Origin of the sequence: Streptomyces chiangmaiensis, assembly GCF_036281785.1 — a bacterium.
GTDB classification, from domain to species: domain Bacteria; phylum Actinomycetota; class Actinomycetes; order Streptomycetales; family Streptomycetaceae; genus Streptomyces; species Streptomyces chiangmaiensis.
The window spans coordinates 15310-28663 of record NZ_JAYWVC010000021.1; the positions used below are offsets into that span (position 1 = coordinate 15310).

General features: G+C 71.0%; 13 protein-coding genes and 2 pseudogenes. 7 read left to right on the forward strand and 8 right to left on the reverse strand.

The genetic code is table 11. The features are described 5' to 3' along the window. Nucleotides 1-226: 226 nt before the first annotated feature. Together VXC91_RS09700 and VXC91_RS09705 are read right to left on the reverse strand one after the other, a co-directional pair. Entirely contained in the window at nucleotides 227-523 is a 297-nt protein-coding gene (locus VXC91_RS09700) for a WhiB family transcriptional regulator (RefSeq protein WP_329506640.1), read from the reverse strand. Nucleotides 524-1013: 490 nt separating this feature from the next. Then, nucleotides 1014-1451, reverse strand: coding sequence for a DUF4442 domain-containing protein (locus VXC91_RS09705; RefSeq protein WP_329506702.1), 438 nt, complete (start codon nucleotides 1449-1451; stop codon nucleotides 1014-1016). A 253-nt stretch (nucleotides 1452-1704) separates the two neighbouring features. Between VXC91_RS09705 and VXC91_RS09710 the strand changes: the two genes are divergently transcribed. Further along, entirely contained in the window at nucleotides 1705-2709 is a 1005-nt protein-coding gene (locus VXC91_RS09710; RefSeq protein ID WP_329506641.1) for a hypothetical protein, read from the forward strand. A 58-nt stretch (nucleotides 2710-2767) separates the two neighbouring features. Here the strand turns inward: VXC91_RS09710 and VXC91_RS09715 are convergent, their stop codons facing one another. Then, nucleotides 2768-3613: a spermidine synthase gene (locus VXC91_RS09715; protein WP_329506642.1), complete on the reverse strand. Its 846-nt coding sequence runs from the start codon at nucleotides 3611-3613 to the stop codon at nucleotides 2768-2770. A 108-nt stretch (nucleotides 3614-3721) separates the two neighbouring features. Next, on the reverse strand, nucleotides 3722-4891 hold the full coding sequence (tuf, locus tag VXC91_RS09720; protein ID WP_329506643.1) for an elongation factor Tu: 1170 nt from the start codon (nucleotides 4889-4891) through the stop codon (nucleotides 3722-3724). Between the two features lie 389 nt (nucleotides 4892-5280). On the opposite strand from tuf, the gene VXC91_RS09725 reads away from it, so the two are divergent. Continuing rightward, nucleotides 5281-6093 (forward strand): TVP38/TMEM64 family protein, encoded by an 813-nt coding sequence (locus VXC91_RS09725; protein ID WP_329506644.1) that lies wholly within the window; start codon nucleotides 5281-5283, stop codon nucleotides 6091-6093. Between the two features lie 4 nt (nucleotides 6094-6097). On the opposite strand, the gene VXC91_RS09730 is transcribed toward VXC91_RS09725, so the two are convergent. After that, nucleotides 6098-7267: a thiolase family protein gene (locus VXC91_RS09730; RefSeq protein ID WP_329506646.1), complete on the reverse strand. Its 1170-nt coding sequence runs from the start codon at nucleotides 7265-7267 to the stop codon at nucleotides 6098-6100. Nucleotides 7268-7382: 115 nt separating this feature from the next. Between VXC91_RS09730 and VXC91_RS09735 the strand changes: the two genes are divergently transcribed. After that, a complete protein-coding gene (locus VXC91_RS09735; protein WP_329506647.1) occupies nucleotides 7383-7853 on the forward strand; it encodes a winged helix-turn-helix transcriptional regulator in 471 nt (156 codons plus the stop codon). Nucleotides 7854-7859: 6 nt separating this feature from the next. On the opposite strand, the pseudogene VXC91_RS09740 reads toward VXC91_RS09735, so the two are convergent. Beyond that, a pseudogene (locus VXC91_RS09740) lies at nucleotides 7860-8378 on the reverse strand (cupin); the annotation flags it as partial. After that, a pseudogene (locus VXC91_RS09745) lies at nucleotides 8356-9009 on the reverse strand (Gfo/Idh/MocA family protein); the annotation flags it as partial. The pseudogenes VXC91_RS09745 and VXC91_RS09740, both read right to left, overlap by 23 nt. Before the next feature lie 445 nt (nucleotides 9010-9454). Here VXC91_RS09745 and VXC91_RS09750 point away from each other — a divergent pair. Then, nucleotides 9455-10330 (forward strand): undecaprenyl-diphosphate phosphatase, encoded by an 876-nt coding sequence (locus VXC91_RS09750; RefSeq protein WP_329506648.1) that lies wholly within the window; start codon nucleotides 9455-9457, stop codon nucleotides 10328-10330. Between the two features lie 226 nt (nucleotides 10331-10556). Continuing rightward, nucleotides 10557-10736, forward strand: coding sequence for a hypothetical protein (locus VXC91_RS09755; protein ID WP_329506649.1), 180 nt, complete (start codon nucleotides 10557-10559; stop codon nucleotides 10734-10736). A 96-nt stretch (nucleotides 10737-10832) separates the two neighbouring features. Here VXC91_RS09755 and VXC91_RS09760 read toward each other — a convergent pair whose 3' ends face one another. Continuing rightward, nucleotides 10833-11573: an SDR family NAD(P)-dependent oxidoreductase gene (locus VXC91_RS09760; protein WP_329506650.1), complete on the reverse strand. Its 741-nt coding sequence runs from the start codon at nucleotides 11571-11573 to the stop codon at nucleotides 10833-10835. 319 nt (nucleotides 11574-11892) lie between these two features. Here VXC91_RS09760 and VXC91_RS09765 point away from each other — a divergent pair, with 319 nt between their 5' ends. Together VXC91_RS09765 and VXC91_RS09770 are read left to right on the forward strand one after the other, a co-directional pair. Next, a complete protein-coding gene (locus tag VXC91_RS09765) occupies nucleotides 11893-12558 on the forward strand; it encodes a hypothetical protein (protein ID WP_329506651.1) in 666 nt (221 codons plus the stop codon). Between the two features lie 221 nt (nucleotides 12559-12779). After that, the gene (locus tag VXC91_RS09770; protein WP_329506652.1) at nucleotides 12780-13265 is read left to right on the forward strand and encodes a nuclear transport factor 2 family protein; all 486 of its coding nucleotides are present in this window, start codon (nucleotides 12780-12782) and stop codon (nucleotides 13263-13265) included. Nucleotides 13266-13354 lie beyond the last annotated feature (89 nt).

The window sequence follows — 13354 nt, forward strand, 5'->3', positions numbered from 1 at the left end:
CGCGATCCGTGCCGTGTGTGACAGCACGGCGCGCGTTCCCCCTCGGGCGTACCCCCGGCAGCCTACCTGCTCGGTCCCGTTCCGCACGCCCTCGCTTTCCCTTATCACCCCATGTACACGAGGTGATAAGGGAGGCGACATGCGCCGGTTCGACCACAGGACCCGGCCTCGCCGCCGGCTGTTCTTCGGCCTTGCACGCCGCGTCCGCCGAGCACGTCACCCGGGATCACTCGGGCTCGGCCGCCGCGCCCGTCCGGGATCGCGACTGAAGGAGCCGGGTGCGTTGGCCCTCGGACATGCCTCCCCAGACGCCGTACTGTTCAGGACCGCGCATGGCGGTCCAGGCGCAGGCCTGAATCACGGGGCAGCGCCTGCAGACGGCCCGAGCCTTCTTCTCGCGGGCCCGCTTCTCGGCACCGCGCTCACCGTGCGGTGAGAAGAAGACGGAGCTGTCCATGCCTCGGCAGAGTGCCCGTTGCTGCCAGTCCCAGGGGGCGAGGAGGGGACGGTGTCGTGGGTTCATGACGCTTCCTCCCGGTGACGGTCCGATCCGCTGCACCTCATCGTCACCACCTGGTCGGCGTCGCCGCTTCGGTCGACTGACTGGTACGCGGACCGTAAGCACGCGGGACGACGACCGGTCGAAGCATCCAGGAGACCGTGCGGTGCCCTCCGGCTTCGCCCTGTTCCCCGCGATGAGCGGCCACATCTCCCGTTCCGCCTCCGTCGTTCCGGCACCGGAGGCACATCGCGTCCATGGGTCCGGGAGAACCCGGTGGTCGGGTCCGCGATGCTGTTCTGCGGGCTCGTTCGCCCCCTACGTCGACGATGCCGTACGACGAAGGACGCACGGACCCACACCGCTCCATGAGTCGTTCGACCGAGCCGAATGCCGTAGCCGCACCCGCAGGCATCGCGACCGTGTCGATTCTCCTGCGGCATCACGCCGAAGGGCCCCGGCCGGCGGATGTGGATCCACCGGCCGCGGCCCTTCGGTGTCCTGTTCGGTTACGTCAGCCGTTGGGGCGCAGCGTCCAGACGACCGTCATCTCGCCGGTGACGGCCCCGTCCTCGCGCCGGATCGCGATGGAGACAGGGAACTCGGGACGCTGTCCGGCGTCGAGTTCCGCGATGACCTCGGCGGCGGGGCGGCCGAGCGTCGCGGTCGCGGTGACGGGGCCCATCGCGAGCTTCTTGTAGGCGATCTCGGCACGCACGGCCAGCGGCACCGCCCGCGACAACTGCTCGCCGAACGCGGCCAGCACGATCGCACCGCTCGCCGACTCGCCCAGCGTGAACATGGCGCCGGCGTGCGGTCCGCCGACGTGGTTGTGGAAGTCGCTCTGGTCCGGCAGGGCCACCACGGCCTTCTCCGGCGTGGTCTCCAAAAACTCCAGGTTCAGGGTCCTGGCCATCGGCACCGTGGCGGCAAGCATGTCGCCGATCGACATCTGGTCTGCACTCATGGCCTGATGTTACCGGCCGGTAGGCGCCTCTGGCCAGGGCCCGACCCGATCGACGTTCCGGTGGTGCACCAGGCGGAGGGAAGAGCGGCCGCGGGGGCGGGACCGGCGGACGCCCGGTGCCACCGTGCGGACGTTCGCCGCCGCGCGCGTCGGACGTCCTCAACTCCCCACATCCGGTACGGGTCTGACGAAGGGCAGTGACCGAAACGTGTCACGGGCCGCACTAGGGTTGCTGCCCATGTGGCCAGGAGAGCAGCCGCCCGGGGGCGAGCAGAACCCGCAGAACCAGAACCCCTACCAGCAGCCGGGGTACCAGCAGCCGAACCCGTACCAGCAGCCGGGCTATCAGCAGCCGAACCCGTACCAGCAGCCCGGCCGGCCGCAGTGGGGTCCGCCCACGCCCGTGGGCGCGCCGCAGCCGCCCGGCGGGGGCGGTGGCCGTCAGACAAAGGTGGTCGCGATCGTGGCGGCGGCGGCCGTGGTCGTCACCGCGGGCGTCACGGCTTTCCTGGTCCTGGGCGGCAACAAGGACGGCAAGGCCGCAGGCGACGACGCCAAGGCGTCGGCCAGTGCCTCCCGGAGTGCGACCGCCTCGGCGTCCGCGCCCGGCAACCCGCGCAGCGGCGAGTCCGAGAAGCCGACCGTCCCGGGCTGGAAGGTCGTCGTCAACCCCAAGTGGGGCACGGCCTTCGACGTGCCGCCGGAGTGGGACGTGAAGTCGCCGGGGCTCTTGATCGGTTTCGAGGACGACAACCCCAAGGCCGACGGAAAGCCCCTGATCACCATGTCGGCGCCCGCGTTCCTCAAGGAGAAGTGGTGCACGTCCGACGACGACAAGGACGGGCGGACCGAGGACAAGGCGCTGGCCGGGGCCGGCACCAAGGGCGCGAGCGGGGCCAAGACCACCGATGAGGTCGCGGTGAACCAGGTGGCCTGGTGGGTGTTCGGCGGCTACACGCAGCCGGACAAGAAGAGCATCACCTTCGACCAGAAGGCGAAGCCGTACACGACCGCGTCCGGCATAGAAGGCAGCATCGCCTGGGCCCGGTCCAAGAACACGCCCAAGAAGGGGAAGTGCGCCTCCGACGGCAAGGCCGTCACGTTCGGCTTGAAGAACTCCGCGGGTGACTTCGTCGCATGGAGCCTGTACGGCGCCACGGGTGTGAAGGAAGAGGTCCCGGACTCGACGATCTTGAAGATCCTCAGCACGGTACGCCTGCACGGCGACCCGACGGCGTCCTGAGACCGCGCACCTGGTGCCGCGGCGACCGTGGCACCGGGTGGTCGTCGAGCGGCCGCGGTCAGCCGATGGTGAAGGCCCCGTCGGGCGGCTCGGGTGACGGGACCGCGTTCTCGTCGTGCACGGGCTCGGCGTCGCCCATGAAGTCCCGTAGCGCGGCCCCGTGTTCGACACGGGCAGGGAAGGCGTCCGCGGCGGTGCGGCGGGCGAGGGGCGCCACATCGAGCGCACGGTGGGCGGCGATGAGCACGGCGTTGCCGAAGCGGCGGCCGCGCAGCACGCTCGGCTCGGCGATCAGTGCGAGTTCCTCGAAGGTCTCGGCGAACGTGGCGAGTTGGGAGCGCAGGAAGGTGAAAGGCGCGGCATCGGCCAGGTTCGCCAGATAGACACCGTCCACGCGCAGCACCCGCTCCGCGGCGCGTGCGTATGCCACCGTCGTGAGGTGGGCGGGGACGCGGGAGCCGCCGAAGACGTCCGCGATGACCATGTCGACGGAGTCCGGCGGAGCGGCCTCGAGCCAGGCGCGGGCGTCGGCCGAGTGCAGGGCGATGCCGGAGTCGGCGGGCAGGGGCAGATGCTCCATGACAAGGTCCAGCAGGCCCCGGTCGGCCTCGACCACTTCCTGCCGGGAGCCCGGCCGGGTCGCCGCCACATAACGCGGCAGCGTGAGCGCGCCCCCGCCGAGATGCAGCACGTCCAGGGGCCGCCCCGGCGCCGTCACCGTGTCGAGCACGTGGCCGAGCCGCCGCGCGTACTCGAACTCCAGATGCGTCGGCGCGTCGAGGTCGACGTAGGACTGCGGCGCCCCGTCCACCGTCAGCAGCCAGGCCCGCTCCCGGTCGACGTCGGGCATCAGCTTGGCGATGCCGTGGTCGACGGTACGGGTGACGGGTATGGGCTCGCTCACGACTCCATTGTGCCGGGACCGGTCGACACCGGGCACCGGAGCGCCGGTGAAGGAAGCGGGGAACCGCGCGGCCGGCGCGCGGTTCCCCACCCGGTGCGTTGTCGCCTCTCACCCCACGGTTGTCACCGTGCCCGCACCGACCGTCCGGCCGCCCTCGCGGATCGCGAAGCCGAGGCCGGGCTCCAGCGGGACGTCACGGCCGAGCTCCACCGCCATGGTCACCGTGTCGCCGGGCCTGGCGACGGCCGACTCACCGAGGTCGATGTCGCCGACCACGTCCGCGGTGCGGATGAAGAACTGCGGCCGGTAGCCGGTCGACACCGGTGTCGACCGGCCGCCCTCCCTCGCGGACAGGACGTACACCCGCGCGGTGAAGCGGCGGCTCGGCGTGACACTGCCGGGCGCCGCGACGATGTGCCCGCGGCGGACCGCGTCGCGCGGCACCCCCCGCAGCAGCAGGGCCACATTGTCACCGGCCTGCGCCTCCTCCATCGGCTTGCCGAAGGTCTCGAGCCCCGTGACGACGGTATCCAGACCGGCGCCGAGCACGTCGACCCGGTCTCCGACGCGGACCGTACCTCGCTCGACGGCGCCCGTGACGACCGTGCCGCGGCCGGTGATGGTGAGCACGTTCTCCACCGGCAGCAGGAACGGCGCGTCCAGGTACCGCTCGGGCATGGGCACATAGGTGTCCACGGCGTCGAGCAGCGCCTCGATCGCACTGGTCCAACGGCGGTCCCCCTCGAGGGCCTTGAGCCCGGAGACGCGCACCACCGGTACGGAGTCGCCGGGATAGCCCTGCGCGGAGAGCAGCTCGCGGACCTCGAGCTCGACGAGGTCGGTGAGCTCCTCGTCGGCGGCGTCGGCCTTGTTGAGGGCGACGACGATGTGGTCGACGCCCACTTGCCGGGCGAGCAGCACGTGTTCGGCGGTCTGCGGCATGATCCCGTCTAGCGCGGAGACGACGAGGATCGCTCCGTCGAGCTGTGCGGCCCCGGTGACCATGTTCTTGACGTAGTCGGCGTGGCCCGGCATGTCCACGTGCGCGTAGTGCCGGGTGTCGGTCTCGTACTCGACGTGCGCAATGTTGATGGTGATGCCCCGTGCCGCCTCCTCCGGAGCGCGGTCGATGCGGTCGAACGGCACGAACGTGCCGGTGCCGCGCTCGGCCAGCACTTTCGTGATGGCGGCGGTCAACGTGGTCTTGCCGTGGTCGACATGGCCCATGGTGCCGATGTTCAGATGGGGTTTGGTGCGGACGTATGCCGTCTTGGGCATGGCTGTACCTCGAAGCCTGGTGTAAGTGGTGCCGAATGACGGCCCCGGCATCGGGAGAACCGGCCGGGACGGGGACCCCGAGGACTTGCCGACCCTCCCCCTGCGGGGTCCGCCGGACGATCCGGGGAGGGTCAGCTTCGGGCGCCGTCGACGGCGGCCACGAGGATCAGGACGGCAGCCTTCGGGGCATCCGCGGCGGCGGATGCTGCGAGAACGAGGGCGAACCGGAACATGTCGCAGATCATCGCCGAAGGGCGCGGCCGGCGTCGAATGGTTTTCGGCGGCAGGGGAGTTCGACGGGTCGACGGCGGGTGAAGGCTTCCCGAACAGTGACGCCGGGGAGAGGGACCATACGGCGATCACACACATCGGTCGGTTAGTGTCGGCGAATGCTCGATGCCACCACCCGCTCTGGGGGCACCGCCACGGCCCGTCCCCGGGCCGCCGCCACGGAGCTCACCGCCGCGGCCGCTCCCCAGGCCGCCGCGGCGCAACCCACCGCCGCGCCCTCCGTCGTCCCACCACTCGGCTTCGCCGCCCGCTGCACCCGAGCGCTGCTCTCGCCCTGGTCGCGGCTGTCCCTGCTCCTGGTGCTGCTCGCCGCCGCCGCGTCCTGCATGCTCCTGTTCGAGCCGCAGCGGCTGGTGACACACGGCTGGCCGCCGCAGCTCGGGGGCGCCGCGGCGGCCGCTCTCTTCGCGCCGGCGTACGCGCTGTGCACGGTCGCGTTCGTGCCGCGCCCGCTGCTCAATCTCGCGGCGGGCGCCCTGTTCGGCTCGGCGCTGGGCACGGGCACGGCGCTCGCGGGCACGGTGCTCGGGGCCGCGATCGCCTTCGGGCTCGGCCGGGCACTCGGGCAGGACGCGCTGCGCCCGCTGCTGCGCGGTCGCTGGCTGAAGGCGGCGGACGGGCAGCTGAGCCGGCACGGCTTCCGCTCGATGATGGCGGCCCGGCTGTTCCCCGGTCTTCCGTTCTGGGGGGTGAACTACTGCGCGGCCGTCTCGCGTATGCGGTGGGCGCCGTACCTGCTAGCGACGGCGCTCGGGTCGATCCCGAACACCGCCGCGTACGTCGTCGCCGGCGCCCGTGCCAGCACGCCGACCTCGCCGGTCTTCCTGATCGCGATGGGCTTCATCGCGGTGCCCGCGCTGGCCGGCGCGGTGGTGGCCTGGCGCAAGCGCCACCACCTGCGCGGGCGCTGAGGGCTCAGACCGCCTCGAGGATCATGGCGTTGGCGAGCCCGCCCGCCTCGCACATCGTCTGCAGCCCGTATCGGGCGCCTCGTGCGCGCAGTGCGTGCACGAGGGTCGTGGTCAGACGGGTTCCGCTCGCGCCCAGCGGGTGTCCGATGGCGATGGCCCCGCCGTGCACGTTGACCTTCGCGAGGTCGGCCCGGGTCTCCTGCTGCCACGACAGGACGACACTGGAGAAGGCCTCGTTCACCTCGAACAGATCGATGTCGTCGATGGTCAACCCCGCCTTGCGCAGCACCTTTTCGGTGGCGGGGACGACACCGGTGAGCATCAGCAGGGGGTCGGAGCCCGTCACGGCGAAGCTGTGCAGGCGGGCGAGCGGGCGCAGGCCGAGACGGGCCGCGGTCTCGCTGGACATGATCAGCACGGCCGACGCCCCGTCGTTGATCGGGCTCGCGTTGGCTGCGGTGATGTTCCAGTCGATCTGCGGGAACCGCTCGGCGAAGCCGGGGTCGTAGTACGCGGGCTTCAGCCCGGCGAGGATCTCGGGTGTGCTGGACGGCCGGATGCACTCGTCGCGGACGAGGCCCTCCAGGGGGGCCGTCTCGGCGTCGAACAGGCCCGCGTCCCAGGCGGCCGCCGCCTTCTGGTGCGAGGAGAGGGCGAAGGCGTCCATCTGCTCGCGGGAGATCGACCACTTGGCGGCGATCAGCTCGGCACTGATGCCCTGCGGCACCAGGCCGTCCGGGTAGCGCTCGGCGACGCCGGGCCCGAAGGGGTCCTTGCCGGGCGGTACGTTCGACCCCATCGGCACGCGGCTCATGGACTCCACACCGCAGGCCACGACGATGTCGTAGGCACCCGAGATCACGCCCTGCGCGGCGAAGTGCACCGCCTGCTGCGACGAACCGCACTGGCGGTCCACGGTGGTCGCGGGCACCGTATCCGGAAAGCCCGCGGACAGCACGCCGTACCGGGTGGTGTTCATGGCCTGCTCGCCGACCTGGTCGACGGTGCCCCCGATGACGTCGTCGATGAGCGCCGGGTCGATCCCGGAGCGCTCGACGAGGGTGCGCAGCGTGTGCGCGAGGAGCTCCACGGGGTGGACGTGGGCGAGAGCGCCGTTCGGCTTGCCCTTGCCCACCGGGGTTCGTACGGCTTCGACGATCACTGCGTCGCGCATGGTACGGGCCTCCTTGCCCGGCGTGTGCCGGTGTGGCGATTACCGGTGAGTAGGAAATTCGAATCCACCATAACGCTGAGAGTTGGAAAAACAAACTCTTGCCTAGACTGGACTCATGGCCGCCTCCAAAGACCCACGCCCCTGCTCGATCGCTGACACGCTGGCCCTCGTCGGCGAGAAGTACTCCCTGCTCGTCATGCGCGAGGTCTGCCTCGGCAACGGACGCTTCGACCAACTCGTGCGCAACATCGGCGCCCCGCGGGACATCCTGGCCACGCGTCTGAAGCGCCTGGTGGACGCGGGGATCCTGACCAAGAGGATGTACAGCGAGCGCCCGCAGCGCTTCGAGTACCGGCCCACGACGGCGGGCCTCGAACTGGAGCCGGTCCTGATGACGCTCATGGCGTGGGGCGACCGCCATCTGAGGAAGGACGACGACCGCCCCATGGTGATCGAGCACCACTGCGGCAACGAACTGGTTCCCGTCGTCACCTGCTCCGCCTGCGGTGAGGAGGTCCGTCACGGCGAAAAGACGCCGCACCCCCGGACACCGGGCTGGACGGTGTCCGGGCCGACCGCGGCGTAGGCCCGCCTACGACGTCTCTTCGTACACCTCGAGCCGCCCGCACATCCCGAACTTCCCGTGCGCGGACGGCTGCCGGGCCCGTACGGCCGCGTCGGCGAGGTGAGAGACGTCGCCGCGCTCCAGACGGTCGAGCTGTTCGCCCGTGGCCGCCGCCGCGGCCCGTGCACCTGTGGACCACCGCGCGCGCCACTCGGCCAGGCGCGGCCGCACCAGCGCGGCGGCGGTCCGATGGAAGGCGGCCAGCGGCTCCGGGACCTCCGCCTCGCGCAGCGCCCGGAAGCCCTCCAGGGCCAGATCTCGGCGGGCGCGCGCGATCCGCTCCCGCTCCGCCTCGGGTGCATCGGCCGGAACCACCGTCACCGCCGCGTAGGTCTCCCGATCGGTCAGGTACTCCGGAGGCAGCGTGAGGACCGCGTCGCCGACCTCCGGCAGTCCACTGTTCTGCATGAGCACGGTGATGCGCAGGTCGTTCTCATTGACCAGGCGGTGGACGGTGCCCGGCGTGCACCAGGCGACCGTGCCCGGCCCGCGCCTCTCTCCAGGGTCCGAGCAGGTCCAGCAGGAGGTCCATCTGGTGGATCCCGTGCCCCATGGCGGGTCCGCCGCCCTCGGTCCGCCAGCGGCCGCGCCAGGGCACGGCGTAGTAGGCGGCGTCGCGGTACCAGGTGGTCTGGCAGTGCGCCACCAGCGGCCGGCCCATCGCCCGTCCGGCGAGCAGCCGCCGTACGTGCCGGGCGCCGGAGCCGAAGCGGTGCTGGAAGACGATCGCCGCGTACGGGCCGCCGTTCGTGCCCTCCTCCGCCTCGACGGCGTCGAAGTCGGCGAGCACGGGCATCGGCGGCTTCTCGCACCACACCCAGGCGCCGGCCCGCAGCGCTGCGACGGTCTGCTCACGGTGCAGGGCGGGCGGTGTGCAGACGGCGACCAGGTCGGGCCGCCGTTCCGCGAGCATGCGGCCGAGGTCGTGGTACGCGTGCGGGATACCCCTCTCCGCGCACAGCCGCTCGAGCGCGTCCGCGTCGATGTCGACGGCGGCGACGATCTCGACCTCACCCTCTGCGGCGAGCCGGGCGAGCGCGGGAAGGTGGGCGCCGCGTGCGATGGCGCCGGCGCCGACGACGGCGGCCTTGATGCGCCGTCCCGCGACCGGGGGCACCAGGCGGTCCGGACGCGGGTGCGGGCTCGGAGCTCCGTTCGGATCCGGGTCCTGGGTGGTCTCGGGACGGGTGGCGCTGTCGGCCGGGGGCGCGTCGCGGACTGTGGGCATGAACGTGATCAGCGCTCCATCGGACGTGACGTCGGCCAACGCGTGTCGACTGCCGAGGACTGCAGGGCGGCAAGCGCTTTCCCTCGCTGCAACGAAAGCACCGTCCATGGTGGGCGGTCAACACTGCGTACCGCCTCTCCCCGAGACGGACGAGGACTCCGGCGCGCGTGCCCCGTCGAGCGCCCCAAGCATTGGTAAAGCCCCGGTGCAGGCACCTTCATCGCAGGGCGCTACGCTGCGGCCCTGCGTACTTGATCGACGGTCGCGACTCGGCAGCCGGCGCTCGGTGCGCCCGCCGCCGTATCCACGATCAGCGCTTGGACCCCTTCACTTCATGTCTTGGCTTGAATCCCTCATCCTCGGACTCGTCCAGGGGCTGACCGAGTTCCTCCCCGTCTCCTCCAGCGCCCATCTGCGGCTGACCGCGGCGTTCGCGGGCTGGGACGACCCAGGGGCGGCCTTCACCGCGATCACCCAGATCGGCACGGAGTCCGCGGTGCTGATCTACTTCCGCAAGGACATCGCGAACATCCTCTCCGCCTGGTTCCGGTCGTTGTTCGACAAGAAGATGCGGCAGGACCACAACGCGCAGATGGGCTGGCTGGTGATCGTCGGCTCGATACCCATCGGGGTGCTCGGCGTCACGCTCAAGGACCAGATCGAGGGCCCCTTCCGCGATCTGAGGGTCACGGCGACCATGCTGATCGTCATCGGCCTGATCATCGGTGTCGCGGACCGGCTCGCGGCGCGCGACGAGACCGGCGGCAGGCACCGGGCGGCGAAGCAGCGCAAGACACTCCAGGACCTGAACACCAAGGACGGTCTCGTCTACGGTGCCTGCCAGGCGATGGCCCTGATTCCCGGTGTCTCCCGCTCCGGGGCCACGATCAGCGGCGGCCTCTTTCTCGGCTACCAGCGCGAGGCGGCGGCCCGCTACTCCTTCCTGCTGGCCATTCCGGCCGTCCTCGCCTCGGGCGCGTTCGAACTCAAGGACGCCGCGGAATCGGGGCATGTGAGCTGGGGGCCGACCCTGTTCGCGACGGTGATCGCGTTCGGGTCGGGCTACGCGGTCATCGCCTGGTTCATGAAGTTCATCTCGACGAAGTCCTTCATGCCCTTCGTGTGGTACCGGATCGCCCTGGGTGTGGCCATCATCGTGCTGATCGGCGCGGGTGTCCTCAGCCCGCACGCGGCCGAGTCCGCAGGCTGACGGGGCGGTTCGAACACCGGCTTGGAGCCGCCCGGACGGCCGGCAAGTCGGTCGGCCGGACGCCCGGTGCGGTCGTTCCGGCGGGCGGCCCGCCAGGCCTCGGCCGCTTTCGGCCGGCGACAGAATCCTCCAACTCCCGCCCACAGAAACGATGGTGACCAACCACATACTGCGCGCGTAGCCGCGCGGTGGCGCGCTGTCAGCTCTTGCCCCTAGGCTTGTCGGCATGTCCCCCGATTCCATGAGCCCTGGTTCCGCACGGTCCGCCGACGACGTGAACGAGCGGATCCGCGCGCTGTGGACGCGGGCCGGCGGATCGCTGTCGGCTCAGGAACGTGCGGAGTACGAGCTGTTGGTCGTGGAGTGGGCGGCGGCGATGCGCTGCGAGGTGATCGAGGCGGCCTGACTGCGCGTCGACTCCCCCGCAGTGCTCGACGTGCCGGAACTCGACGTGCCGTTGAGGAAGACGATCAGGCCGCTGTCTCGGGCGTCGCCCGGCGCGTCATCGGCCACCGGAGACCCTCAGCACCGCGCCCGTGGCGTACGAGGACTCCGGCGACATCAGCCAGGAGATCGCCGCGGCGATCTCCTCCGCCCGGCCGGCCCGGCCCAGCGGAACCGTGGCCGCCACCCGCCGGGGCCGCTCGGGGTCTCCCATCGCCGCATGGATCTCGGTGTCGATGACTCCTGGGGACACCGCATTGACGCGGACGCCGTCCGGACCCAGCTCCTTGGCAAGACCCAGCGTCAGGGCGTCCACCGCTGCCTTGGACGCGGCGTAGTGGACGTACTCGCCAGGGCTGCCCAGCGTCGCCGCCGCCGAGGACACGTTGACGATGACTCCGCTCTTCCGCTGGATCATCGCCTGGGCCGCGCGGCGTGAACACAGCAGCGTGCCCAGCAGATTGACCTCCACGACCCGGCGCAGGTCGTCGGTGCCGGTGTCCACGAGCCGGCCCGGCCGACTCGTCACACCGGCGTTGTTCACCAGCCCCGTCACCGGTCCGAGCTCCCCGGCGGCCGTCTCGAAGAGACGGTCCACGTCGGCCTCGTCGGAGGTGTCCGCTCGCACGGTGACGCATCGCCCGCCCGCGGCCCGCACCGCGGTGGCGGTCCGCTCGGCCGCCTCGTCGTCCCGCACGTACGCCAGCGCCACATCGTGCCCGTCCGACGCAAGCCGCACGCACGTCGCGGCGCCGATCCCCCGGCTGCCGCCCGTGACCACCGTGACGGGACGCGTCATGGTTGCCTCCTCCTGCCGAACGTACGTGAACGGATCATCCCACGACCACAAACGGCCGGTTCATCCTGGTCGGGAAGGCGGGCGATCCCCCGGACAACAGCACCGCACTGCGGCGGAGTTCGCCCCGCCCACGGCTCCTGACAGGACGACAGGCGCGGACGACGCGCACCTCGACACGCCGTAAAAGCCGCGTTTGCACCCGACCGGCCTCGCAAGATCACCCTAAGGCCATATCCGATATGGCAGTCAAAAGTTGCTATCAGTACTTTCATCGCAGATCGGCTGCCCGGCCGGCGTCTCTGCGAGAGAAGGAATTGACATGCGCACGCGCACCATCGCCGTGACCGCCGCAGCAGTGGGCGCTGCGGCCCTTGTCACCACCGGCATCACCTATGCCTCCACCGTCGAATCCACCAAGGCCACCCCGTCGGTCAAGCGGGTCGCACCGGCCGTCCACAAGGCGGCGCCGTCCCTCCAGCAGGCGATTGCCCCGCTGGAGGCCGTCCCCGCGGCAGCCCCGCAAGGCAACGACAACTCGCACGGCACAAACGACGACGACCGCGGCAACCGTGACGACCGCGGCGACGACGACCGCGGCAACCGTGACGACCGCGGCGACGACGACCGCGGCGACCGCGGGTACGTCCACAAGAGGATCGGGAGGATCTTCTTCAACGAACGGTCGTTCCCCGCCGTCTCGGACGGCTGTGTTCCCGCAGCCAGCGGACTTGGCTCCAGCAGCTTCAGCATCCAGAACGACAGCGACAAGATCGTCGAGGTCTACAGCGGCTTCAGCTGCGACAACGGCTCTCCGGTCGCCACCGTCGGGCCCTACGGCGCCACCTCCGGGGTGGTGCCCAGCAGCGACCACGGTGACTCGTCCTTCGGCGACGGAGCCTTCGGGAACGGCTCCGGGGGCGTCTTCTTCAACAACGCCGTCGCGGGCAGTTTCCGGGTGATCGACCGTCACGACTACGGGTGGTGACCGCGCCTCCGGAACGCAGGGATCGCGGGCCCGCCGGAATCGGGCCCGCGATCTAGTGCGGCGACCGGAAAGGTTCACCGGCAAACCCTTCCGGCCACAGCACTTGGCGTCCCGGGCGGAGCGGGCCGCCTGCCCCGTCATCCGCGGGCAGGCGGCCCGCCATGTCCTAAACCCTCCGCACACCTCTTGGCTCCGCGTCCCGCGCGCCCGACACTGAGCCGATGACCCAGCGCGTGGAACTCGCGACCGTGATGGACCGGCTGGCCCTCGACGGACTCGTCACCGAGTACGCGGTGGCCGTGGACGACGGCGACTGGGAGGCGTACCGAGGGCTGTTCACGGCGAACGGGCGCGCCGACTACCGATCGGCCGGTGGCATCGAGGGCGATGCCGGACGGGTCGCCGACTGGCTGGACCGGACCCTGCGCCTGTTCCCGATGCGCCAGCACCTGATCATGAACCGGCGCGTTCGGTTCGACCTCCTGGCGCACGACGTCGGCGACACGGCCCGGGTCCGGGCCGATTACGTCAATCCGATGCGGTTCGAGACGGGGGACGGCGACCCGGCCGAGCCGGACTTCGTCTGCGGCGGCCGGTACGCGTTCGCGTTTCTGCGCACCGACGAAGGCTGGCGGCTGCGCGAGGTCATCGTCGAGGAGAAGTGGCGCCGGATGCCGCGTCACCGCGGCCAGGAGGCCGGCACCTGACCGAACCCCTTCCCGCGCGCCGCCAGGCCCCCTGTCGGAGATCTTCCGCGGCGCGCACACTGGAGACATGCACCGGGGAGGGATGCGCC

Coding starts and splice junctions, on each gene's coding strand:
- VXC91_RS09730 (WP_329506646.1), bottom strand. CDS start 7,267: ATGCGCGACGCAGTGATCGTCGAAGCCGTACGAACCCCGGTGGGCAAG.
- VXC91_RS09760 (WP_329506650.1), bottom strand. CDS start 11,573: ATGACGCGTCCCGTCACGGTGGTCACGGGCGGCAGCCGGGGGATCGGC.
- VXC91_RS09750 (WP_329506648.1), top strand. CDS start 9,455: ATGTCTTGGCTTGAATCCCTCATCCTCGGACTCGTCCAGGGGCTGACC.
- VXC91_RS09710 (WP_329506641.1), top strand. CDS start 1,705: ATGTGGCCAGGAGAGCAGCCGCCCGGGGGCGAGCAGAACCCGCAGAAC.
- tuf (WP_329506643.1), bottom strand. CDS start 4,891: ATGCCCAAGACGGCATACGTCCGCACCAAACCCCATCTGAACATCGGC.
- VXC91_RS09705 (WP_329506702.1), bottom strand. CDS start 1,451: ATGTCGATCGGCGACATGCTTGCCGCCACGGTGCCGATGGCCAGGACC.
- VXC91_RS09765 (WP_329506651.1), top strand. CDS start 11,893: ATGCGCACGCGCACCATCGCCGTGACCGCCGCAGCAGTGGGCGCTGCG.
- VXC91_RS09755 (WP_329506649.1), top strand. CDS start 10,557: ATGTCCCCCGATTCCATGAGCCCTGGTTCCGCACGGTCCGCCGACGAC.
- VXC91_RS09770 (WP_329506652.1), top strand. CDS start 12,780: ATGACCCAGCGCGTGGAACTCGCGACCGTGATGGACCGGCTGGCCCTC.
- VXC91_RS09700 (WP_329506640.1), bottom strand. CDS start 523: ATGAACCCACGACACCGTCCCCTCCTCGCCCCCTGGGACTGGCAGCAA.
- VXC91_RS09735 (WP_329506647.1), top strand. CDS start 7,383: ATGGCCGCCTCCAAAGACCCACGCCCCTGCTCGATCGCTGACACGCTG.
- VXC91_RS09725 (WP_329506644.1), top strand. CDS start 5,281: ATGCTCGATGCCACCACCCGCTCTGGGGGCACCGCCACGGCCCGTCCC.